The 21,125-nt window shown below is 71.6% G+C and carries 21 protein-coding genes; 13 read left to right on the forward strand and 8 right to left on the reverse strand.

Annotation, left to right across the window (positions count from 1 at the left end; all coding sequences use genetic code 11):
- The first annotated feature begins 36 nt into the window (after positions 1–36).
- The 3 genes from ACIRF9_RS27100 to ACIRF9_RS27110 all read left to right on the forward strand — a co-directional run bounded on the left by ACIRF9_RS27100 (position 37) and on the right by ACIRF9_RS27110 (position 2,939).
- The gene (locus tag ACIRF9_RS27100; protein WP_403827273.1) at positions 37–1,008 is read left to right on the forward strand and encodes an LLM class F420-dependent oxidoreductase; all 972 of its coding nucleotides are present in this window, start codon (positions 37–39) and stop codon (positions 1,006–1,008) included.
- 108 nt (positions 1,009–1,116) lie between these two features.
- Positions 1,117–2,163: a hypothetical protein gene (locus ACIRF9_RS27105; RefSeq protein ID WP_403827277.1), complete on the forward strand. Its 1,047-nt coding sequence runs from the start codon at positions 1,117–1,119 to the stop codon at positions 2,161–2,163.
- Between the two features lie 77 nt (positions 2,164–2,240).
- Positions 2,241–2,939: a DUF2238 domain-containing protein gene (locus ACIRF9_RS27110; protein WP_403827278.1), complete on the forward strand. Its 699-nt coding sequence runs from the start codon at positions 2,241–2,243 to the stop codon at positions 2,937–2,939.
- Here ACIRF9_RS27110 and ACIRF9_RS27115 read toward each other — a convergent pair.
- Positions 2,872–3,357: a DUF6328 family protein gene (locus ACIRF9_RS27115; protein ID WP_403827280.1), complete on the reverse strand. Its 486-nt coding sequence runs from the start codon at positions 3,355–3,357 to the stop codon at positions 2,872–2,874. The genes ACIRF9_RS27110 and ACIRF9_RS27115 overlap by 68 nt on opposite strands.
- A 46-nt stretch (positions 3,358–3,403) precedes the next feature.
- The gene (locus ACIRF9_RS27120) at positions 3,404–4,387 is read right to left on the reverse strand and encodes an aldo/keto reductase (protein WP_403827282.1); all 984 of its coding nucleotides are present in this window, start codon (positions 4,385–4,387) and stop codon (positions 3,404–3,406) included.
- 136 nt (positions 4,388–4,523) lie between these two features.
- Here ACIRF9_RS27120 and ACIRF9_RS27125 point away from each other — a divergent pair, with 136 nt between their 5' ends.
- A complete protein-coding gene (locus tag ACIRF9_RS27125) occupies positions 4,524–6,257 on the forward strand; it encodes a cholesterol oxidase substrate-binding domain-containing protein (RefSeq protein WP_403827284.1) in 1,734 nt (577 codons plus the stop codon).
- A 20-nt stretch (positions 6,258–6,277) separates the two neighbouring features.
- On the opposite strand, the gene ACIRF9_RS27130 is transcribed toward ACIRF9_RS27125, so the two are convergent.
- The 3 genes from ACIRF9_RS27130 to ACIRF9_RS27140 form a co-directional block, all read right to left on the reverse strand.
- Positions 6,278–6,859, reverse strand: coding sequence for a TetR/AcrR family transcriptional regulator (locus ACIRF9_RS27130; protein ID WP_403827286.1), 582 nt, complete (start codon positions 6,857–6,859; stop codon positions 6,278–6,280).
- A complete protein-coding gene (locus tag ACIRF9_RS27135) occupies positions 6,856–8,340 on the reverse strand; it encodes an MFS transporter (protein ID WP_403827288.1) in 1,485 nt (494 codons plus the stop codon). Before ACIRF9_RS27135 ends, ACIRF9_RS27130 begins: the two co-directional genes overlap by 4 nt.
- Before the next feature lie 135 nt (positions 8,341–8,475).
- A complete protein-coding gene (locus ACIRF9_RS27140) occupies positions 8,476–9,687 on the reverse strand; it encodes an FAD-dependent monooxygenase (protein WP_403827290.1) in 1,212 nt (403 codons plus the stop codon).
- Positions 9,688–10,043: 356 nt separating this feature from the next.
- Between ACIRF9_RS27140 and ACIRF9_RS27145 the strand changes: the two genes are divergently transcribed.
- The 3 genes from ACIRF9_RS27145 (at position 10,044) to ACIRF9_RS27155 (ending at position 11,826) form a co-directional block, all read left to right on the forward strand.
- Positions 10,044–10,442: a tyrosinase cofactor gene (locus tag ACIRF9_RS27145; protein ID WP_403827292.1), complete on the forward strand. Its 399-nt coding sequence runs from the start codon at positions 10,044–10,046 to the stop codon at positions 10,440–10,442.
- A 32-nt stretch (positions 10,443–10,474) separates the two neighbouring features.
- Entirely contained in the window at positions 10,475–11,299 is an 825-nt protein-coding gene (locus tag ACIRF9_RS27150; RefSeq protein WP_403827294.1) for a tyrosinase family protein, read from the forward strand.
- A 74-nt stretch (positions 11,300–11,373) separates the two neighbouring features.
- Positions 11,374–11,826 carry an SRPBCC family protein gene (locus tag ACIRF9_RS27155; protein ID WP_403827296.1) on the forward strand — a complete coding sequence of 151 codons (453 nt, stop codon included), beginning with the start codon at positions 11,374–11,376 and terminating at the stop codon, positions 11,824–11,826.
- Positions 11,827–11,841: 15 nt separating this feature from the next.
- On the opposite strand, the gene ACIRF9_RS27160 is transcribed toward ACIRF9_RS27155, so the two are convergent.
- Entirely contained in the window at positions 11,842–12,543 is a 702-nt protein-coding gene (locus ACIRF9_RS27160) for a ribonuclease H (protein ID WP_403827298.1), read from the reverse strand.
- A gap of 23 nt (positions 12,544–12,566) precedes the next feature.
- Complete coding sequence (locus ACIRF9_RS27165) at positions 12,567–13,361, reverse strand: VOC family protein (RefSeq protein ID WP_403827300.1); 795 nt, start codon at positions 13,359–13,361, stop codon at positions 12,567–12,569.
- Between the two features lie 146 nt (positions 13,362–13,507).
- Between ACIRF9_RS27165 and ACIRF9_RS27170 the strand changes: the two genes are divergently transcribed.
- The 5 genes from ACIRF9_RS27170 to ACIRF9_RS27190 all read left to right on the forward strand — a co-directional run bounded on the left by ACIRF9_RS27170 (position 13,508) and on the right by ACIRF9_RS27190 (position 19,181).
- Positions 13,508–14,524, forward strand: a complete 1,017-nt coding sequence (locus ACIRF9_RS27170; protein WP_403827745.1) for a zinc-binding alcohol dehydrogenase family protein — start codon at positions 13,508–13,510, stop codon at positions 14,522–14,524.
- Between the two features lie 210 nt (positions 14,525–14,734).
- The gene (locus ACIRF9_RS27175) at positions 14,735–16,177 is read left to right on the forward strand and encodes a family 2B encapsulin nanocompartment shell protein (protein ID WP_403827302.1); all 1,443 of its coding nucleotides are present in this window, start codon (positions 14,735–14,737) and stop codon (positions 16,175–16,177) included.
- 16 nt (positions 16,178–16,193) lie between these two features.
- Entirely contained in the window at positions 16,194–17,243 is a 1,050-nt protein-coding gene (locus tag ACIRF9_RS27180; RefSeq protein ID WP_403827304.1) for a family 2 encapsulin nanocompartment cargo protein terpene cyclase, read from the forward strand.
- Between the two features lie 56 nt (positions 17,244–17,299).
- Positions 17,300–18,172 carry a geranyl diphosphate 2-C-methyltransferase gene (locus tag ACIRF9_RS27185; protein WP_403827747.1) on the forward strand — a complete coding sequence of 291 codons (873 nt, stop codon included), beginning with the start codon at positions 17,300–17,302 and terminating at the stop codon, positions 18,170–18,172.
- Positions 18,173–18,290: 118 nt separating this feature from the next.
- On the forward strand, positions 18,291–19,181 hold the full coding sequence (locus tag ACIRF9_RS27190) for an aminoglycoside phosphotransferase family protein (RefSeq protein WP_403827306.1): 891 nt from the start codon (positions 18,291–18,293) through the stop codon (positions 19,179–19,181).
- A 22-nt stretch (positions 19,182–19,203) separates the two neighbouring features.
- Here ACIRF9_RS27190 and ACIRF9_RS27195 read toward each other — a convergent pair whose 3' ends face one another.
- Entirely contained in the window at positions 19,204–19,686 is a 483-nt protein-coding gene (locus ACIRF9_RS27195) for a VOC family protein (RefSeq protein ID WP_403827308.1), read from the reverse strand.
- 121 nt (positions 19,687–19,807) lie between these two features.
- On the opposite strand from ACIRF9_RS27195, the gene ACIRF9_RS27200 reads away from it, so the two are divergent.
- Positions 19,808–21,013: an epoxide hydrolase family protein gene (locus ACIRF9_RS27200; protein ID WP_403827310.1), complete on the forward strand. Its 1,206-nt coding sequence runs from the start codon at positions 19,808–19,810 to the stop codon at positions 21,011–21,013.
- Positions 21,014–21,125: the final 112 nt, after the last annotated feature.

A 21,125-nucleotide genomic window follows, 5' to 3' on the forward strand; every position in this document is an offset into this window, starting at 1 on the left:
CTGTTTCCTCCCCCGGTCGGCGGGGACTCGGGCCGTATGGTGCGAATCGGATACACGATGATGACCGAGCAGGCCGGCCCGCGTGAACTGGTCGGCCATCTGGTGCGTGCCGAGGAGGCCGGTTTCGACTTCTCGGTGACGTCGGACCACTACTTCCCGTGGCTGCGCTCCCAGGGGCACGCGCCGTACGCGTGGAGCGTGCTCGGCGCGGCCGCGCAGGCCACCTCGCGCATTCCGCTGATGACGTACGTGACGTGTCCCACCTTCCGCTACCACCCGGCGGTGGTGGCGCAGAAGGCGGCGACGATGCAGCTGCTGTCCGAGGGGCGCTTCCGGCTGGGCCTGGGCTCCGGGGAGAACCTCAACGAGCATGTGGTGGGCGGCGGCTGGCCCCCGGTGGACGTGCGGCACGAGATGCTTCAGGAGGCGGTGGAGATCATCCGCGAGCTGTTCCGGGGCGGGCACGTCACGCGGCACGGCACGCACTACGACGTGGACTCCGCGCGGCTGTGGGACCTGCCCACGGAGCCGCCGCCGATCGGGATCGCCGTGTCCGGCGACCGGTCCTGCGAGATCGCGGGCCGGCTCGGCGACGTGGTGATCGCGACCGAGCCCGAGGCGGGTCTGCTGGAGGCGTTCGACCGGCACGGCGGCGCGGGCAAGCCTCGGGTGGGGCAGCTCCCCGTGTGCCACGACGCCGACCGGGACACGGCGGTGAAGCGGGCCCACGCGCAGTTCCGCTGGTTCGGCGGCGGCTGGAAGGTGAACTCCGAACTGCCGCACCCGGACTCCTTCGAGTCCGCCACGCAGTTCGTGACACCCGACGACGTGGCCTCCTCGATCCCCTGCGGCGACGACCCGGACGACTTCGTCGAGGCCGTACGCCCGTACGCGGAGGCCGGGTTCACCGAGATCGCCCTGGTGCAGATCGGCGGGGACGCGCAACCCGCGTACCTGGACTGGTCGGAGAAGACGCTGCTGCCCGCGCTGCGGGACGCCTTCGGCTGACCGTCGCCCGGGCAGGCCACCGCCGCATGGCAAACCATGGCCAACGGGTGCATATAGGCTGCCGGTCTGCACCTTCGTACGACTCGCAGCCCCCAGAGGAGAGCATCCGTGACCCTGGCGATCGACCTGCCCGAGACCTCCGTCGAGGACGGCCCCGCGCCCCTGTCCGACCTTGTGGCGCGGGACGCGCGGGAGTTCGGAGTCTACGCGCGCACCGGCGGCTGGGCCTTCGGGCTGATGGTGGCGCGCAGTGTCCGGCCCGGCGGGCAGGGCGCGGACGAGACGCCGAAGGTGTCGGCGAAGGAGTTCGCGGAGCTGGCCGGCTGCTCCCCGGAGCGGGTCATGCGCTACTACAAGGCCTGGGACCGGGCCGCCGACGACGGTCTCGTCCCGCACTTCGAGGAGCTGGCGCCGGGCCAGGAGGTCGAGCTGCCGGACGCCGACGTGTGGCTGACGTACTACGTCTCGCGCAACAGCGCCACCTCCGAGCGCGGCACGGCGATCGCCGAGGCCGCCGAGGCGGAGGGCATCCGGCCGACGAAGGCGCTGGAGGTCGCCGAGAACCCGACGGCCCTGCGCGCCGCGATCCTCGCCGACACCTCCACCGCCCGCGCGGCCCGCGCCGCCCTCCTGGACCGGGTCAAGGAGGACCCCGAGCTCCAGGCCGCGCTGGCGCGGGACGTCGTGCGCACCGACGACCTGAAGAAGGCCGTGGCGACCGAGAGCCGCTCCGCCGACCGCATCGGCTACGTCCGCCAGATCGCCGAGTCCGGCCAGGTGAAGACCCCGGCCGGACAGACCATCGACGCGCCCGCCGCGCTGCGCCAGGAGGCCGAGCGGCACCTGTCGCTGATCGACGAGCTGGACGAGGGCGAGGACGCCGGCGAGTGGGCGACCGACGCCTACGACACGATGAAGAGCCTTGTCGTGGAGACCGTGGAGGCCGACCCCGAGCTGCGGGTCACGGAGCGGCGCACCAAGTTCTACAACAGCCTGCAGCGGGCGACGAAGGTCTTCGAGGAGCTGACCTTCGACGACGCCCAGGAGTTCTACGAGGACGACATGGTGCAGCAGTTGGAGGAGCTCCAGCAGGCGATCGGTTCCGCCATCGCGGCGCTGCGCGGGGCGCGCGGGAACACAGGAGGAGCTGAGTAGCCGTACTCATGCCGCCGCCCGGCGCGCGGCCCGACGATGGGGGCTCCGAAGACGTTCATCCTTCAAGGAGCGCCCCGATGTCCGTGTCCGCTGTACGTCCCGCACCGCGCAGTTCCCTGCCCGCCGTGTGCGCCGGGCTGGTGGTCGTGGGCCTGGCCCTGTCGGCCTGGCACGCGTACGACCCCACCACCTGGCTGCTTGAGACGGTGTGGGCGCTGGTCGGACTGCCGGTGGTCGTGCTGACCTGGCGGCGGTTCCCGCTCACCGGACTGCTGTGCGCGCTGCTCGCCTTCCACGCGCTGGTCCTCGCGCTGGGCGGCCACTACACGTACGCGCGGGTGCCGCTCGGCGACTGGGTGCGGGACGTGTTCGGTCTGGAGCGCAATCCGTACGACAGGTTCGGCCACCTCATGCAGGGGTTCGTCCCGGCGATCCTGGTCCGGGAGCTGCTCAGCCGTACGTCACCGCTGCGCGGGAGCCGCTGGCTGGCGCCGCTGACGGTGTGCGCCTGCCTGGCGTTCAGCGCCGTCTTCGAGATGTTCGAATGGGCGGCCGCGGTGATCGGCGGACAGGCGGCGGACGCGTTCCTCGCCACCCAGGGCGATGTGTGGGACACGCAGTGGGACATGTTCTGCGCGCTGATCGGCGCCACGGTGTCGGTGCTGCTGCTCGGGCGGCTGCACGACCGGCAGCTGGCCGCGCTGTCCGTCAGCGGCCCGTATGGCGGTAGCGCGCCCACAGCGGCAGTGCGAACCAGCACAGCACGTACCACGTGACCACCGCGATGATCAGCCAGGCCACGTGATCGCCGTGGGTCGCGAGCCGCAGGACCAGCAGGAGGGCGGCGGTCATGGTGGCGAGGAGCAGCAGGAGGCCGACGAAGGTCAGCCGGGAGGCCCAGGCCACGGCCTGCGGCTTGATGCGCTGCCCGGACACCAGACGGTGCAGGGACACCGGTCCGATCAGGGCGCCGGTGGCGGCCGCGCCCAGCACGACCGTGGTGACGTAGATGGCCTGGTCCGTGTCGCCCAGGGTGGCGTACCTCGGGGTGAACACGACGGTGAGCAGGAAGGCGAACAGGATCTGGACCCCGGTCTGGGCCACGCGGACCTCCTGGATGAGGTCGCCCCACATGCGGTCCGCCCGCTCCTCCTCCGTCTCGTCGCGTCCGGTTCTGCGGTCGTCCTGGTCCATGCGGCCCGGGTAACCGGGCCGCTGAACGTTCAAACGGGCGTGGGGGCTACCAGCGGCCCTCGACCTGCTCCTTGATCCGCCGGTCGTAGAGGTCCCGGATCGCCGCGAGGGTCTCCTCGGAGAGCTCCGGAAGCCTGGCGGCCTCCGCGTTGGCGCGGGCCTGCTCGGGCGAGCGGGCGCCCGGGATCACGGTGGTCACGCCGGGCTGCTGGACGATCCAGCGCAGGGCGAGCTGGGCCGGGGTGTACCCCTCGGGGGCGAGGGCGGAGAACTCGGCGGCGGCCTCGACGCCGGTGGCGTAGTCGACACCGGAGAAGGTCTCGCCCTGGTCGAAGGCCTCGCCGTGCCGGTTGTACGTGCGGTGGTCGTTCTCCGGGAAGACGGTGTCCTTGGTGTACTTGCCGGACAGCAGGCCGGAGGCGAGCGGGACGCGGGCGATGATGCCGACGCCGGCCTCCCGGGCCGCCGGGAGCACCTCGGCGAGGGGCTTCATGCGGAACGCGTTGAGGATGATCTGGACACTGGCCACGCCCGGCCGGGCGATCGCGGTGAGCGCCTCGGCGGCGGTCTCCACGCTGACGCCGTAGTGGGCGATGCGCTCCTCCTCGACGAGGGTGTCGAGGGCGTCGAAGACCTCGTCGCTGGAGTAGACGGGGGTGGGCGGGCAGTGCAGCTGGACCAGGTCGATGCGGTCGACGCCGAGGTTGCGGCGGGAACGGTCGTTCCAGGCGCGGAAGTTGTCCAGGACGTAGTTCTCGGGGATCTGCTCGACCCGGCGGCCCATCTTGGTGGCGATCAGCACGTGCAGGTCGGGACGGCTGCCGAGGAAGGTGGCGATGCTCTGCTCGCTGCGTCCGTCGCCGTAGACGTCGGCGGTGTCGAAGAAGGTCACCCCCGACTCGGCCGCCGTCTCCAGAACCGTGAGGGCCTCCTTGTCGTCGACGTCTCCCCAGTCGGCGCCCAGCTGCCAGGTGCCGAGACCGATCACGGATGCGTGCTGACCGGACCTACCGAATTCGCGCTCTTCCATGGCGTCAGTCTGTCATCCACCTCGGCCCGGCGCGGAACCGACGGCTCCGGCCTCTCACGGAGAATCGTTCACTCTCCCGAGTGACACTTGTTCGACAGGACGGCGTCACGTGTCGACGGGCGCCTAGCGTGAGTCCGTGACTGATCGTTCATTGAGCAACTTTCAGAGCAATCCGCGGTCGGCGGACTCCTCCTGGACGCGCCGCGGCTTCCTGCGTTCCGCCGCCGCCCTGGCCGTCGTCCCCGTCCTGGTGGCCGCCGATCCGGCCGTCGCGGCGGAGGAGCTGCCGGACTTCCCGGCGGACGTGGCGCTGTCGCGCACCGCGTACCGCAACTGGGACGGCGAGATCACCGCGACCGGGCTGTGGGCGTGTGCGCCCGAAAGTCCGCAGCAGGTGGTCGACGTCGTCAACTGGGCCCGGTGGCACGGCTGGACGGTCCGGGCGCGGGGCGCCTCGCACGGCTGGTCGCCCCTGACCGTCTCGCAGGGCACACCGGCAAACGCGCCCGTCCTCCTCGTCGACACCGCCCCGCATCTGACCGGCCTGACCCTGGAGTCCGCGGCCGAGGTGCGCGCCGGCACCGGGGTCACGCTGGAGGCCCTGCTCACCTTCCTGGAAGGGCACGGTCTCGGGGTCACCGCCTCCCCGGCGCCCGGCGATCTCACCCTGGGCGGTGCCCTCGCCGTCGACGCCCACGGGACCGCCGTGGCGGCGCGCGGCGAGGAGCGGCTGCCCGGGCAGACCTACGGTTCGCTCAGCAACCGCGTGCTGGCGCTCACCGCGGTGGTGTGGGACGCGGACAGCGGGGCGTACGCGCTGCGGACGTTCCGGCGCGACGAGGCGGACTGCGCCGCGCTGCTCACGCATCTCGGCCGGTCGCTGGTGACCGAGGTGGTCCTGCGGGTGGGGGCGAACAGCAACCTGCGGTGCGTGAGCCGTACGGACATCCCGGCGAAGGAGCTGTTCGCGGCACCCGGGTCGCGGGGGCGGACGCTGGCGGGCTTCCTGGAGGCCGAGGGGCGGGTGGAGGCGATCTGGTTCGCGTTCACCGAGTTCCCGTGGTTCAAGGTGTGGTCCGTCGAGCCGACGAAGCCGCTCACCTCACGGCGCGTCACCTCGCCGTACCCCTATCCCTTCTCCGACAACGTGCCGACGGTCGTGGCGGATCTGGCCGGGCGGATGGTGTCGGACGCGGCCTGGTACCTGGCGCCGGTGCTCGGCAACGCGCAGCTCGACGTGGCCTCGCTGGGGCTGGTGGCGACCCTGTCGGCGGACATCTGGGGGCCGTCGAAGAACACGCTGCTGTACATCAGGCCGACCACGCTGCGGGTGCACGCCAACGGGTACGCGGTGCTCACCGGCCGGGACCAGGTCCAGCGTGTGGTGGCCGAGTTCACCGCCTTCTACCGGGAGCGACTCGAGGCGTACGCCGCCCTGGGGCGCTTCCCCGTGAACGGCTCGGTGGAGATCCGGGTCACCGGGCTGGACGATCCGGCGGAGGCCGACCTCGCGGGTGCCCGGGCCCCGTCGCTGTCCGCGCTGCGGCCCGACCCGGAGCATCCCGAGTGGGACACGGCGGTCTGGCTGGACGTGCTGACGCTGCCGGGGACGCCGTACGCCGACGCGTTCTGCCGGGAGTTGGAGCGGTTCCTGCTGTCGGCGTACGACGGGTCGCACGCCCTCACCCGGGTGGAGTGGTCCAAGGGGTGGGCGTACACGGACGAGGCCGCGTGGAGCGACGAGGAGGTGCTGGGCACGGTGGTTCCCGAGTCGTTCGGTGCGGCCTGGGGCGAGGCGGCGGACACGCTGGAACGACTGGACCCGCACCGGGTGTTCCACGCGCCGCTGCACGGGCGGCTGTTCCCCTGAGAAGTCAGGGCGCCAGGGCGTCAGGGCGTCAGCTGGGCCTGGATCGTCGGGCCGTACCGGTCGACGATGTCCTCGACGGCCAGCGCCCGCAGCTCCGTACCCCGGGCGATGCCGAACATCACACCCAGGCCGAGGAGGCCGGCCAGGGCGAGTTCGGCACGCAGGCCCGGGTCGGGGCCGGTGAGGCGGGCGGCGAGGCGTTCGGTGACCTGGGCGCGGAAGTTGGCGCGCAGGACGTCGCCGTGGTCGCCGTGCAGGGGCGCGAAGGCGATGCGCAGGACGGGGTCGGCGCCGCGCTCGCGCTGGCTGACCACGACGTGCCGGACCATGTGGCGGCCCAGGCCCTCCAGCGGGGCGGCCAGCAGCGCCTCGGCGTCCTCCTCGAAGGACATGACGCGCGCGAACAGGGCATCCTTGTTGCCGAAGTACTTCAGGACCAGGGGCGGGCTCACCCCGGCGCGCTCCGCGACGGCCTTGAGCGTGATGTCCGCGTGGGCGTGGCGGGCGAGGAGGTGGCGGGCGGCGCGCAGGATGGCCGCCTTGGTCGCCTCGGCGTCGCGGCGAGCGGGCACGGGAGAGGCAGAGGTGTTCACGGCACTCATGCTCCCTCCATCGCCTCGTCGCCGACGGCGGGGGTGCGGTCGCGGGCGGGCGGGGTGCCGTCGGGTTCCGGGTCGCCGGGGATGGTCAGGGCCACCGCGCAGGCCGCCAGGGCGATCGCGCCCGCCATCGCGAAGGCCAGCAGATAGCCGTGCAGGGTCGGCACCGGGGCGCCGCCCACGAGGCTGGTGTGATGGACGAGAACGGCGGCGACGGCGGCACTGGAGACGGCCTGTCCGATCGTGCGCATCAGGACGTTGACGCCGTTCGCGGAGGCGGTCTGACCGGCCGGGACGGCATGCAGGATCAGTGCGGGCAGCGCGGAGTAGGCGAGGGTGGTGCCGGTGGCCACGACGGCCGCGCCCACCATGATCATCCAGAGGTCGCGGCTGTCGGCGATACGGACGGCGTACCCGCCGGCGATGACGGCGGCGCCAAGCGCGAGGGTGACGCGCGGTCCCCGGGCGGCGGAGATCCGGGCGGACAGCGGCGAGAACAGCAGCATGATGACGCCGCCGGGCAGCAGGCACAGCCCGGTCTGGACGATGGAGAGCCCCAGCCCGTAGCCGCTGGCCTCGGGCGCCTGCACCAGCTGGGCGGTCACGAGGGAGTTGGCGTAGAACGCGAAGCCGGTCAGCAGCGCGGCCACATGGGAGAGGCCGACCCGGGGCCGGGACACCAGCCGCAGGTCCACCAGCGGCCGTTCGGCGCGCAACTGCTGCCACCACCACAGCCCCAGCAGGACCGCCGCCCCGAGGAACAGGCCTACGACCCCGGCGCTGCCCCAGCCCCACTGGCCGCCCTGGGACACGGCGAGGAGCAGGCAGATCAGCCCGGCGGCCAGCCCGAGCGCGCCCGTCACGTCGAACCGGCCGGACTCGCGCACCGGCGACTGAGGCACCGCCCACCGGATGAGGGCGACGCCGGTCGCGCCGAGGACGGCGGTGACCCAGAACATCGTGTGCCAGTCGGCGTACTGGACGACCATGGCCGCCGCGGGCAGCCCCAGGGCGGCGCCGATGCCGACGGTGGAGCTCATCAGGGCGACCGCGGAGCCCCGGCGCTCCGGGGGCAGTTCGTCGCGCAGGATGCTGATGGACAGCGGGACGACGGAGGAGGCGGCGCCCTGGAGGGCGCGGGCCGCGATCAGCACGCCGATCTCGGAGGTCAGGGCGCAGATCACCGAGCCGGCGGCCATCAGGGCGAAGGAGAGGAGCAGGACCCGCCGCTTGCCGTACATGTCGCCGGCGCGGCCGAGGACCGGGGTGAGGACGGCGCCGGAGAGCAGGGAGGCGGTCACCATCCACGAGACCGCGGCGGGCGAGGCACCGGTCAGGCGGGGCAGGTCGGGCAGGAGGGGGACGACGACGGTCTGCATGACCGCCATGAGAATGCCGCAGTACGCCAGGACCGGGACGGCGGACCGGGCCCGTGGACCGGCGGACTCCCTGGTCGGGGCGGGTATCGGGGCGGGCGACGCCATGGGGGCTCCCGTTCGGCCGGTACGGCCGTGAACATGGGTGAATGGCAATTCACCGTATCAGTGAATTGCCATTCACCCAATGCCGGAAGGCGGCGGCCCGGGCCGTTTGCCGCGCGTCAGGGCCCTGGTGTGCGGCTACTTGCCCGGCGTCAGGGCCCTGGCGTGGGCACTGCGGGCGATCTTCGGTCCGAGCCAGCGCTTGAACCGGCGCAGGGCCTCCAGTTGTCCGGCCGCCCGGTCGAGGCGGTAGTACATCTGGGGCGGGACGTACGGCAGCAGGGGCGAGTGGCGCTGGCCGAGCAGGGCGAACATCCGCTCCGGGGGGAGGTGGATGTACCGGGTGAGGTTCTCGTACCACTGGGCGCTGTAGCGGGCGGCGCTCTGCAGGGACAGCAGGGCGGACTGCCGTTCCCGTTCGTAGCGGGCGAGGGCCTGCGGGATGCCACGGCTCTCCCGCAGGGCGTCGGCCAGGGCGATGGCGTCCTCCAGGGCGAGGGTGGTGCCGGCGCCGATGGAGTAGTGGGTGGTGTGGGCGGCGTCGCCGAGGAGGACCAGGTTGTCGCGGCGCCAGGTCCGGTTGGTGAGGGTGCGGAAGGTCAGCCACTGGGAACTGCCGTCGGCTGGGGCCCGGCCGATCAGGGGGTGGCCGTCGAGGATGTGCGCGAAGAGCTTCTCCAGGTGGGCCAGTCCGTCGGCCTCGCTCGCGGTGTCGAGGCCGAGCCCGGCGCAGGTCTCGGGGGCGCACTCGATGACGCAGGTGCTCTGTGCGGCGCTGAAGGGGTAGCCGTAGCACCAGATCCAGCCGTGCTCGGTCTCCACGAAGGCGAAGGTGAAGGAGTCGAAGACCTTGCTGGTGCCGAGCCACACGTAGGAGTTGCGGCCGGGGGTGAGCTCGGCGCCGAAGTGGTCGGCGTGGTGCGCGCGCAGGGCGCTGTGGACGCCGTCACCGGCCACGACCAGGTCGGCCTCCGGCGGGTCCTCGGCCGTGATCTCGTGGTCGAACTCCAGGTGGACGTCGAGGGCACGGGCACGGGCGGCCAGGATCTCGAGGAGCTTGTGGCGGCCGATGCCGTGCCCCTCGTCGCCGGGCTGACGGGTCGACAGGTCCCGTACGTGGGCGACACCTTGGTTCCACACGACGGAGTGTTCCTCGATCGCGCGGGCCGACTCCGGGTCGCGGACACGGAGTTCGTCGAGGAGTCCCTGCCAGTAGGTGACGCCCCAGCCGTAGGTCGAGCCCTCCGGGTTGCGCTCGAAGACGGTGACGTCGTGGGACGGGTCCTGCCGCTTGAGCAGGATCGAGAGATACAGGCCGGCGGGCCCGCCGCCGACACAGGCGACCTTCACGCACACCCCTTGGAATGACCAGACGTGATGGATTGACGACGCAGGGTAGCAGTGCACGGAATCCCCTCGCGGACACCCCTTCTCCCGGATTCCGCCACTTTCTGCACGTGAGCCACACCACGGGCGGGACGGTGGCGCGCGAAAGATCACCGGAAGGGGCACCTCCAGGGAAAGGAATTGCCCCTTCCACCCTCATCCGGGCCCCGCCGACGCCAAGATCATCTTGATTGAAGATTGCACGACATGTACGCGATTGTCCGGATCGCAGCCAACCACTCCCGGAGGATTTCTCCCGCCCTCGGAGCGCTCGATAGGCATGCGGGGTCGTCAACCGAACGCACCCCAGGAGGTTCCGCATGCCCGAACTCAGCCGCCGTCGCGCGCTCACCGCCGCGACCGCGCTCGCCGGCGCCACGATGGTCGCCGCGCCCGCCGCACTGGCGAACGACCACGACCACGGCTCCCACCACCCCTCCCCCGGCTCCCCCGACGCCCTCGGCTCCTTCGACGAGGTCTACCGGGGCCGCCGGATACAGGGCCGGCCGTCCTCCGGGGGCGGCCATCACCACGGCGGCGGCTACGCCGTGTACGTCGACGGCGTCGAGCTGCACGTGATGCGCAACGCCGACGGCAGCTGGATCAGCGTGGTCAGCCACTACGACCCGGTGCCCACCCCGAGGGCCGCCGCCCGTGCCGCGGTCGACGAACTGCAGGGCGCCCGGCTGCTGCCCTTCCCCGCCCCCTCCGCCCACTGACCCGCCCGTAAGCACACCGGGAGCACCCGCACATGACCGTCCGCAAGAACCAGGCGTCCCTCACCGCCGAGGAGAAGAGGCGTTTCGTCGCCGCCGTCCTCGAACTCAAGCGCAGCGGCCGCTACGACGCCTTCGTCACCACGCACAACGCGTTCATCCTCGGCGACACCGACAACGGCGAGCGTACGGGCCACCGTTCGCCGTCCTTCCTGCCCTGGCACCGCAGATTCCTGCTGGAGTTCGAGCGGGCGCTGCAGTCGGTGGACGCGTCCGTGGCGCTGCCGTACTGGGACTGGTCCACCGACCGTTCCCCGCGGTCCTCGCTGTGGGCGCCGGACTTCCTCGGCGGCACCGGGCGCAGCCGGGACGGGCAGGTGATGGACGGGCCGTTCGCCGCGTCGGCCGGGAACTGGCCGGTCAACGTCCGTGTGGACGGCCGCACTTACCTGCGCCGCTCCCTCGGCGCCGGTGTTCGTGACCTGCCGACCCGGGCCGAGGTCGACTCGGTGCTGGCGATGGCGACGTACGACATGGCGCCCTGGAACAGCGCCTCCGACGGCTTCCGCAACCACCTGGAGGGATGGCGGGGCGTCAATCTGCACAACCGGGTCCACGTCTGGGTCGGCGGGCAGATGGCGACCGGGGTCTCCCCCAACGATCCGGTGTTCTGGCTGCACCACGCCTACGTCGACAGGCTGTGGGCCGAGTGGCAGCGCCGCCACCCGGGCTCCCCGTACGTCCCGGCGGCCGGGACTCGGGACGTCGTCGACCTGAACGAGACGATGAAGCCCTGGAACGACACGACCCCGGCGGCCCTGCTGGACCACACCCCGCACTACACGTTCGACACCGTCTGATCGCAGAAAGGTTCGCCCAGCAGGTCGGGGGTACTCGCGGCGACGTACCCGAGAGAGTGAAGGAGGAGACGACCGTGACGAAGGTCGAGGAATCCATCGAGGTCGACGTCCCCCTGCACACGGCCTACAACCAGTGGACGCAGTTCGAGTCCTTCCCCGAGTTCATGAGCGGAGTCGAGCGCATCGAACAGCGCACCGACACGCTCACGCACTGGGTCACGGACGTGAAGGGCGTGCACCGCGAGTTCGACGCCGAGATCACCGAGCAGATCCCGGACGAGCGGGTCGCCTGGACGACGGTCTCCGGGGAGGCCCGGCAGTCCGGCGTGGTGACCTTCCACCGCCTCGACGCCGATCACACCAAGGTGATGCTGCAGATGGACTACGAGCCGGAGGGCTTCAAGGAGACCGTCGGCGACATGCTGGGGTTCGTGAAGCGGCAGACCAAGGGTGATCTCAAGCGCTTCAAGGAGTTCATCGAGGAACGCGGCCACGAGACCGGCCAATGGCGCGGCACGGTCACCTGACCGGTGCCGCCTCGGTCACCCGGCGTCCGCCGCGCGACACTCCGGGTGACCCCAGCCCTGCGCGTTCTTGGCGATCTGCTCGCCGGCCGCGTAGGCACGCCCGCACACACAGCGGCCGGGGAACTTGGCCTTGATCGTGCGCGACGAGGAACCGGCGCTCCGCCGGGGTGACTTGGCCCCGGCGGAGCGCGCGGTCTTCGGCTTGGGGGTGTCCGGGGACGACGGCGGTTCCGGGGAGCCCTGCGCGCTGCCCGCAGCCTGCTGGACGGTCGCCGCCTGGCTGGCGGCGCGGTCGGCGAAGTCGTTCAGCGGGTCCCCGTCGACCTGGTGGGCGGGGACGTAACGGAAGTCGACCGAGCGGCCGTCGAGCAGCTCGTCGATCCGGACGACCAGGTCCTGGTTGGCGACCGGCTTGCCGGCGGCGGTCTTCCAGCCGTTGCGCTTCCAGCCGGGCAGCCAGGTGGTGACGGCCTTCATGGCGTACTGCGAGTCCATCCGCACCTCGAGCGGCACGGCCGGGTCGGTCGACGCCAGCAGCTGCTCCAGGGCGGTGAGTTCGGCGACGTTGTTGGTGGCCCTGCCGAGCGGCCCCGCCTCCCAGCGGGCCGGTGCCTCCGAGTCGTCGGCGACCACCCACGCCCAGCCCGCCGGTCCCGGGTTTCCCTTCGAAGCCCCGTCGCACGCGGCCACAACACGTTCACGCATGGGCACGATCATGCCATGGCCGGGCGCGGGGTCGGTCAGACCGGCCTGGTCTGCGGCAGCTCACCCTGCGTGTTCGCGAGGTCGATCACCGAGAAGCTCGCCCCCTGCGGGTCGCTGAGGGCCGCGAACCGGCCGTAGGGGCTGTCCATCGGTCCGAAGCGCAGGATCCCGCCCAGCTTGGTCGCCTTGGCGACGGCGTCGTCGCAGTCGTCGACGACGAAGTAGATGTTGATGTACGAGGGCACCTCGGGCGGGAACTCCTCCGTCATCCTCATCCGGCCGAGGACCGTGGTGTCGCCGACGTTGAACATGCGGAAGTCGACGTTGTCGTCCTCGATCTGCCGCGCGCTGTACGGGAAGACGGAGGAGAAGAACGTGTCCGCCTTCTCGGGCTCACGGGTGAAGACCTCGGCCCAGCCGTAGGCACCGGGCACGGCCTGCGCCTCGAAGCCCTCGTGGGTACCCGCCTGCCACACGCCGAACACGGCGCCGCTGGGCTCCCGCGCCAGGCACATCGTGCCGAACTCGCCGACCTGCATCGGCTCCATCAGCACCTCGCCGTGGTGCGCGCGGATCTTCGCCGCGGTCGCGGCGGCGTCCGGAGAGGCGAAGTACAGGCACCACTGTGACTGGCCTTCCTGCCCCGGCATCGGCGGGACGACGGCGGCGACGGCCTTGCCCTCGGAGTAGGCCTGCGTGTAGTTGCCGTACTCCGACGACGCCTCGCCGAAGGTCCAGCCGAGGACGTCGCCGTAGAAGTTCTTGGCGCCCTCGACGTCGCTGAACATCGCGTCGGCCCAGCACGGGGTTCCCTCTGGTTGCACGGCCATGACGGCGGCCCTTCCGATGAGACGACTTGTCCGGTTCCTCACGCTAGTCACCCGCCCGTCGGCGCGCGCGCCGAGCGCGCCCCTCCGGCACAGACTGGGAGGGGACGGTCTCCGGCAGGACGGGGCGGGTCATGACGGACGGGACGATGCGCGCGTGGGCGGTGGCCGATCCGGGGCCCGTGACGGGCGACCCCCTGCGGCTGGTGCACCGGCCGGTGCCGGTACCCGGCGCGGGTGAGCTGCTGGTGAGGGTGCGCGCCTGCGGGGTGTGCCGGACCGACCTGCACGTCACCGAGGGCGACCTGCCGGTGCGCCGGCCCGGGGTGACGCCCGGGCACGAGGTGGTGGGCGTGGTGGCCGGGCCGGCCGACGCGGCGAACGGGTTCGCGCCCGGCGACCGGGTGGGCGTGGCCTGGCTGCGGCACACCTGCGGGGAGTGCGGGTACTGCGCCCGGGGAGCCGAGAACCTGTGCCCCCGCTCGGCGTACACCGGCTGGGACGCCGACGGCGGCTACGCCGAGTACACGACCGTACCGGCCGCGTTCGCCCACCCCCTGCCCGGCGACCTGGACGACGTGGCGCTCGCTCCGCTGCTGTGCGCGGGCATCATCGGCTACCGGGCGCTGCGGAGGGCCGCGCTGCCGCCGGGCGGGCGCCTCGGGCTCTACGGCTTCGGGGGCAGCGCCCATCTGTGCGCGCAGGTGGCGCTGGCCGAGGGCGCCCGGGTGCATGTGCTGACGCGCGGGGCCGCGGCGCGGCAGCTGGCGCTGGAGCTGGGGGCGGCGTCCGCGCGGGACGCCTACGAGATGCCGCCGGAGCCCCTGGACAGCGCGGTCCTCTTCGCACCGGTCGGCGATCTGGTCCCGGTCGCGCTGCGCGCGCTGGACCGGGGCGGGGTGCTGGCCATCGCCGGGATCCACCTCAGCGACGTGCCGCCGCTGCGCTACGAGAGCGAGCTGTTCTACGAGAAGGAAGTGCGCAGCGTCACCTCCAACACCCGGGCCGACGCACGGGAGTTCCTGACGCTGGCGGCCCGGCTCGGGGTCCGCGCGACCACGCACGCGTACCCGCTGTCGGCGGCCCCGCGGGCGCTGCGGGACCTGAGCGCCGGCCGTTTCGACGGTTCCGCCGTTCTGGTGAACGATCTCTCCCAATCCTCCTGATCACGGCGCTCGGAAGCGCTTGCGGGACACCAGAGCGCGCGTGGGGCGTCTTCGGCGCCTTCCGCCCCGCGGTGCACCCGTGACACGTGAAACCGCCCCCTTCGCGCCGTACCCGTCCGTCACAGAGGGTGTTTGGCTGGTGCCTGCGGATCACCGAAGGCGATCTTCACCATCCATCCGCTCAGCTCCGCGCACCTCTCTGGAGAGAATGTGTCCACACCGGACAGCGCCACCGCTCCCGCGCTCGACGAACCCGCTCCCGAGCCCTCGGCCGACGGTCAGCTCACCAGCCTCAGCACCCAGGCGGCCCGCCAGCTCGCCACCACCCACAAGTCCGAACCGCAGATGCAGGCGATCAGCTCGCGCTGGCTGCTGCGCGCGCTGCCGTGGGTCGACGTCAAGGGCGGCACCTACCGGGTCAACCGGCGTCTGCAACTGAAGGTCGGCCGGGGCCGGGTGCAGTTCGAGCAGAACGGCGCCGACCACGTCCGGGTCATCCCCGAGACCCTCACCGAGCTCCGCGTGCTGCGCGGCTACTCCGACAACGGGACCCTGCGCGAGCTCGCCTCCCGCTTCCAGACCCGGGAGGTCCGGCCCGGGCAGGTAATCTTCGAGGCCGGGCAGCCGGTCACGGAGGCCTATCTCGTCGTGCACGGCCGGTTCACGCGCTTCACGGCCGGCAAGTACGGCGAGGAGGAGATCGTCGGGGTCGTCTCCGGCGGCGACCAGCTCGGCGAGGAGGCCGTCGGCCAGGACGACCCGCTGTGGCTGACCTCGGTCCGCGCGGAGACCTCGGGTGTGCTGCTGGCGCTGCCCTGGGACGTGCTGCGGGAGTTCGTCGGCCGGGTGCCGTCGCTCGCCGCGCACCTCGAGGCGTACGCCGCGCAGCAGGGGCGGCCGATGAACCGCAAGGGCGAGGCCGATCTGCCGCTGCAGGCCGGACACACGGGCGAGCCGACCATCGGGGCGGGCTTCGTCGACTACGAACTCTCGCCGCGCGAGTACGAGTTGTCGCTGACGCAGACCGTGCTGAAGGTGCACACCCGGGTCGCCGACCTCTACAACCACCCGATGGACCAGACGCAGCAACAGCTGCGGCTCACCGTCGAGGAGATCCGGGAGCGCCAGGAGTGGGAGCTGGTCAACAACCGGGAGTTCGGACTGCTCCACAACATCGACTATGGACAGCGCGTCAGCACCTTCACCGGGCCGCCGACCCCCGACGACATGGACGAGCTGCTGTCGATGCGGCGCAAGACCAAGCTGTTCCTCGCCCACCCCAAGGCGATCGCGGCCTTCTTCCGGCAGTGCAACCGGCGCGGTCTGGTGCCGGGTACGGCCACCGTCGAGGGGCACGAGATCCCGGCCTGGCGTGGTGTGCCGATCTTCCCGTGCAACAAGATCCCGATCAGTGAGCAGCACACCAGCAGCATCATCGCGCTGCGCACCGGCGAGGCCGACCAGGGCGTGGTGGGCCTGTACCAGACGGGTATCCCCGAGGAGTTCCAGCCCGGCCTGAACGTGCGGTTCATGGGGATCGACCCCAACTCGATCATCCGCTACCTCGTCACCGCCTACTACTCGATGGCGCTGCTCGTGCCCGACGCGGCCGGGGTCCTGGAGAACGTGCAGATCGGCCGGACGGCCGAGTGACGGCGGGGAGTTCGCGATGAGCACGCCCACGGGCACCGGGTACACGCTGCCGGGCCCGCCGAGCCTGGCCGCCGGGCGGGCCCGGCGCGGCGGCGCGATCCCCGGGCTGCGGTACCGGGAGGTCGCTCCGGCCGACCCGGAGAAGGCCGCGGAGATCGACCGCCGTCTGGAGGAGTGGGCCCGGCTGCTGGACCTGTTCCCGGCGGCCTGGGACGGGGATTTCGCGGGGTTCCAGTTCGGCCGTGCCGTGGTGCTCCAGCATCCGGGCGCCGCCGATCTGGACCGTCTGACGGTGGCCGGCAAGCTGCTGCTGGCGGAGAACATCGTCGACAACTGCTACTGCGAGGAGGACGAGGACAAGGGCGGCTCGCGCAGCGGTCTCGGCGGGCGGCTGATCATCGCCCAGTCGGCGCTCGATCCCTACCACGGGCCGCCCGACCTCCAGGAGGAGTGGGCGCGCGGGGTGCAGGCCGACGGTCCCCTGCGCTCGTACCACTGGGCGATCAAGGACTACGCCGCCGTGGCCACACCCAGCCAGACCGACCGGTTCGTGCACGACATCGCACGGCTGCACCTGGGCTATCTCGGCGAGGCGGCCTGGGGGGAGACCCGGTACGTGCCGCGGATCTGGGAGTACCTGGCGATGCGGCAGTTCAACAACTTCCGGCCGTGTCTGTCGATCGTCGACGCGATCGACGGCTACGAACTGCCCGAGCAGCTCTACGCCCGCCCGGAGATCCAGCGCGTCACGGCGCTCGCCTGCAACGCCACCACGATCGTCAACGACCTGTACTCCTTCACCAAGGAGCTGGCGGCCGACCCCACCCATCTCAACCTGCCGCAGGTCGTGGCCGCCAACGACCGGCGCGGGCTGAAGGCCGCCTATCTGAAGTCGGTCGACATCCACAACCAGATCATGGACGCCTTCGAGGAGGAGTCGGCCGTGCTCGCCGCGACCTCGCCGCTCGTCGCGCGCTATCTGCAGGGTCTGTCGGACTGGGTGGCCGGCAACCACGAGTGGCACGCGACCAACACCCACCGCTATCACCTGCCCAACTACTGGTGATCCGCGACCTTTTGACACGACATCATGTACAGCACCGCAAGGAGTCACCGTTGACCATGACCCCGGACGCCCTCACCGCGCCGCTGCAGCTGCCGACCCAGTCGATCTACCAGAACCGGGTCGCGGACTACTGGAACGCCGAGGAGAACCCGGTCAACCTCGAACTCGGCCGGATCGACGATCTCTACCACCATCACTACGGCGTCGGTGACGCCGACTGGTCCGTGCTCGACGAGCCCGATCCGGACCTGCGCAAGGAGCTGATCACCACCGAGTTGCACCGCCTCGAGCACGCCCAGGCCGAACTCCTCGCCACTCGCCTCGGCCCGCTCACCCCGTCCGACCGCGTCTTCGACGCCGGCTGCGGACGCGGCGGCGGCAGTGTCACGGCGCATCTGCGCTACGGCTGCCACGCGGACGGGGTGACGATCTCCGCCAAGCAGGCCGAGTTCGCAAACGAGCAGGCCCGCAAGCGGGGCATCGACGGCAAGGTGCGCTACCACCACCGCAACATGCTCGACACCGGCCTGGAGACGGGCGCGTACGCGGCCTCGTGGAACAACGAGTCGACGATGTACGTGGAGCTGGACCTGCTGTTCGGCGAGCACGCCCGGCTGCTGCGCCGCGGCGGCCGCTACGTCACCATCACCGGTTGCTACAACGACACCTACGGGCAGGCCTCGCGCGAGGTGTCGCTCATCAACGCCCACTACATCTGCGACATCCATCCCCGCTCGGCCTACTTCCGGGCGATGGCCCGCAACCGGCTGGTGCCGGTCCATGTGGAGGACCTGACCGAGGCGGCCATCCCCTACTGGGAGCTGCGCCGGCAGGCCGACCATCTGGTCACCGGCATCGAGGAAACGTTCCTGACCGCCTACAAGAACGGCAGTTTCCAGTACCTGCTGATCGCGGCCGACCGGGTCTGAGGTCTCCGCGGCGGCTCCCGCTCCCGGCTCACCCGGGGGCGGGAGCCGCCGCACGCGTGCGCCCGGTGACGGCAATTTCGTTGGACGGCACGGGCGTTGATCGCTTGGAATGAGCGGCATGTGTGCCATGAAGATGCGCCCGGACGAGGTCGACCTCGACGCCTCGCTGGTGAGCCGGCTGATCGCCGCCCAGTTCCCTCGGTGGGCGGGGCTGTCCGTGAAGCGGCTGCCGTCCTCCGGGACCGAGAACGCGATGTTCCGGCTGGGCACCGACAAGGTGGTCCGGCTGCCGCGGCATCCCGGCGCCGTGGAGAGCGTGGCGCACGAGCAGCGCTGGCTGGCCCGGCTGGGCCCGGGTCTGCGGGTCGCCGCGCCGGTGCCGCTGGCGGAGGGCGGGCCGGGCGAGGGCTTCCCCTGGCCGTGGTCCGTCTACCGCTGGCTGGAGGGCCGTAATCCGGTGGCGGGGGCCGTCGAGGAGCCGGAGCTGCTGGCGGCGGACCTGGGGGCGTTCGTGGCCGGGCTGCGGGAGGTCGACGTACAGGACGGGCCCCCGAACCACCGGGGTGTGCCGTTGCGCGAGCGGGACGCGTTCACCCGTGACGCCATCACGCAGTTGCGGGGGCGGGTCGACACCGACGCGGTCACGGCCCTGTGGGAGGAGGCGCTGCGAGTGCCGGGGCGGACGGCGGCGCCGGTGTGGGCGCACGGTGATCTGTCGCCCGGGAACGTGCTGGTCGCGGACGGCCGGCTGTCGGCGGTGATCGACTTCGGCAGTTTGGGCGTGGGCGATCCGGCCGTCGATCTCATCGTGGCCTGGAATCTGCTGCCCGCCTCGGCCCGCGGTGTCTTCCGGGCGGCGGTCGGCGCGGACGACGACGAGTGGGCGCGCGGCCGGGGCTGGGCCCTGTCGATCTCGCTGATCCAGCTGCCGTACTACTGGGAGACCAATCCGCCGCTGGCGGAGAACTCCCGGCATGTGATCGGGGAGATCCTGGCCGAGACCCGTTAGCGCGCCCTCGTCGGCGGGGCTCCTACGCGCCGTCGTAGGCCTGCCGCAGGGCGGCGATGTCGAGCTTGCCCATGGAGAGCATGGCCTTCATGGCCCGGGCGGCCTTCTGCTGGTCGGGGTCGGTGATCATGGTGTTGAGCACGTTGGGGACGACCTGCCAGGACACGCCGTACCTGTCCTTGAGCCAGCCGCAGGGGCCGGGCTCGCCGCCGCCCTCGATCAGCTTGTTCCAGTAGTAGTCGACCTCCTCCTGGTCGGCGCAGTCGATCTGGAAGGAGATCGCCTCGTTGAACTTGAACTCCGGGCCGCCGTTCAGCGCGACGAACTTCTGTCCGTTCGCGGTGAACTCCACGGTCACGACGGTTCCGGCGGGGCCCGGTCCGGCCTCGGTGTAGCGGGCGACGTGCCCGACGCTCGAGTTCTTGAAGATCGACACGTAGTGGTGGGCGGCTTCCTCGGCCTGGCCGTCGAACCAGAGACACGTGGTGAATCCGTCGGTGGTCATGAGTACCTCCTGGGCGTGGAACGCGGTCATCAGTGTCGACCGGTCCGCGCCGCGGAACTCATCGGTCGGGCCCGGGATTCATCCGGACGGGCGTGCCGGGTGCGGAACTAGCATCCGGTGCATGACGTCATCCAGCGCCGACCGCGGCATCCGGCCCTTTCGTCTCGACATCCCGCAGAGCGACCTCGACGACCTGCACGAACGGCTGGACCGGACCCGGTGGCCACGGGGGCTGCCCGAGACGGGCTGGGCGTACGGCGTACCGACCGGCTATCTGCGGGACCTCGTCCATCACTGGCGGCACACCTACGACTGGCGGGCGGCCGAGGCGCGGCTGAACGAGTGGCCGCAGTTCACGACCACGATCGACGGCACGAACGTCCACTTCGCCCACGTCCGCTCCCCCGAGCCGGACGCCACCCCGCTGGTCCTCACCCACGGCTGGCCCGGCTCGGTCGTCGAGTTCCTGGACGTGGCGGGGCCGCTCGCCGATCCGGCGGCGCACGGCGGGGATCCGACCGACGCCTTCCATGTCGTCGTACCGAGCCTCCCGGGGTTCGGGCTGTCCGGACCGGTCACCGGCAGCGGCTGGGAGGCGGCCCGGATCGCCGACGCGTGGGCCGAGCTCATGGCCCGGCTCGGCTACGACCGGTTCGGGGCCCAGGGCGGCGACTGGGGCGCGGCGATCTCCCGCGAACTGGGCCGCGCGCACACCGACCGGGTGATCGGCGTGCATCTGAACCTGCTGCCGGGGGCGCAGGCCACCCGGGAGCCCACGGACGAGGAGCTTCGCGCCATGAGCCCCGGGGAGCGGGAGCACACGCTCAGGTCGTGGCGCCGGTGGGTGGAGTTCTCCTCGGAGGGCACCGGCTACTACGTCCAGCAGGCCACCCGCCCGCAGACGCTGGCGTACGGCCTCACCGACTCGCCGGTCGGCCAACTCGCGTGGATCATCGAGAAGTTCCGGGAGTGGACGGACTCCGAGGAACTGCCGGAGGAGGCCGTCGACCGGGACCGGCTGCTGACCAATGTGATGCTGTACTGGCTGACGGGGACGGCCGGTTCGTCCGCGCGGATCTACTACGAGCGGCAGCACGCCACCTCCGGCCGGGTGGCCGCGCCGCGGGAGCCGTCGGCCGCGCCGACCGCGCTGGCGCTGTTCCCGGCGGAACCGCAGATCCCGCTGCGGCCGCGGGCGGAGCGGACGGAGCACCTGGTGCGCTGGACGGAGTTCGACCGCGGCGGCCACTTCGCGGCCATGGAGGAGCCCGATCTGCTGGTGGACGACGTACGGGCGTTCTTCCGGCAGCTGCGCGAGACGGGCTGACGTCACCGGGACATGCCTCTGCCCGTGGCGAATCTGCCCCGGGCAGAGAAACCGGCTGCCGGAGTCGTCCGAGGTCAAGAGTGGAGTCGACGGGATCCGCGCGACCACGCGC

It is taken from the genome of Streptomyces sp. NPDC096132, assembly GCF_044763345.1.
Lineage (GTDB): Bacteria > Actinomycetota > Actinomycetes > Streptomycetales > Streptomycetaceae > Streptomyces.